Source organism: Aminobacter sp. P4_D5 (genome assembly GCF_056401815.1).
On the sequence record NZ_JBFUIP010000821.1, the window covers coordinates 1 to 665 of the forward strand.

The window sequence follows — 665 nt, forward strand, 5'->3', positions numbered from 1 at the left end:
CTCGGAGCGCCGCCCATCGGGCGGCCACCGCGGCCGCGCCGGCGGGTCGCCGCCTCGGCGATCTGCTCGTCGGTGACGGGGTCCAGCCCCTCCACCTCGAGGCGCGGGATCGGCGCGCCCGTCAGCTTCTCGATGGCCTGGATCAGCTTGCCGTCATCGGCCGTCGCGATGGAGTAGGCATGCCCCTCGCGCCCCGCGCGGCCGGTGCGGCCGATGCGGTGGACGTAGTCCTCGGAGTGGAAGGGGACGTCGAAGTTGAAGACGTGGCTGAGACCGCCGATGTCGAGGCCGCGCGCCGCGACGTCGGAGCAGACCAGCAGGCGGATCTCATTCGCCTTGAAGGCGTTCAGCGTGGCGAAGCGCGCCGACTGGTCCATGTCGCCATGCAGCGCGCCGACCGAGAAGCCATGCCGCTTCAGCGACTTGTAGAGGATGTCCACGTCGACCTTGCGGTTGCAGAAGATCAGCGCGTTCTGCACCTGCTCGCGCCGGATCAGGCGGCGCAGCGCCTCGCGCTTGTCGCGGTCCTGCACGTAGATCACGCCGGTGGTGATCGTGGTGGCCACCGTCGCCGGGCGGCTGACGGTGATCTCCTTGGGGTTCTGCAGGAAGGCGTCGGCCAGGCGGCGGATCTCGGGGGCCATGGTGGCCGAGAAGAACAGCGT

The 665-nt window shown here is 70.1% G+C and carries 1 protein-coding gene; it reads right to left on the reverse strand.

The genetic code is table 11. The annotated features are described in order from the left end of the window. A partial coding sequence (locus AC1DWF_RS35205; RefSeq protein ID WP_476843102.1) for a helicase-related protein occupies positions 1-665 on the reverse strand: 665 nt, incomplete at both ends.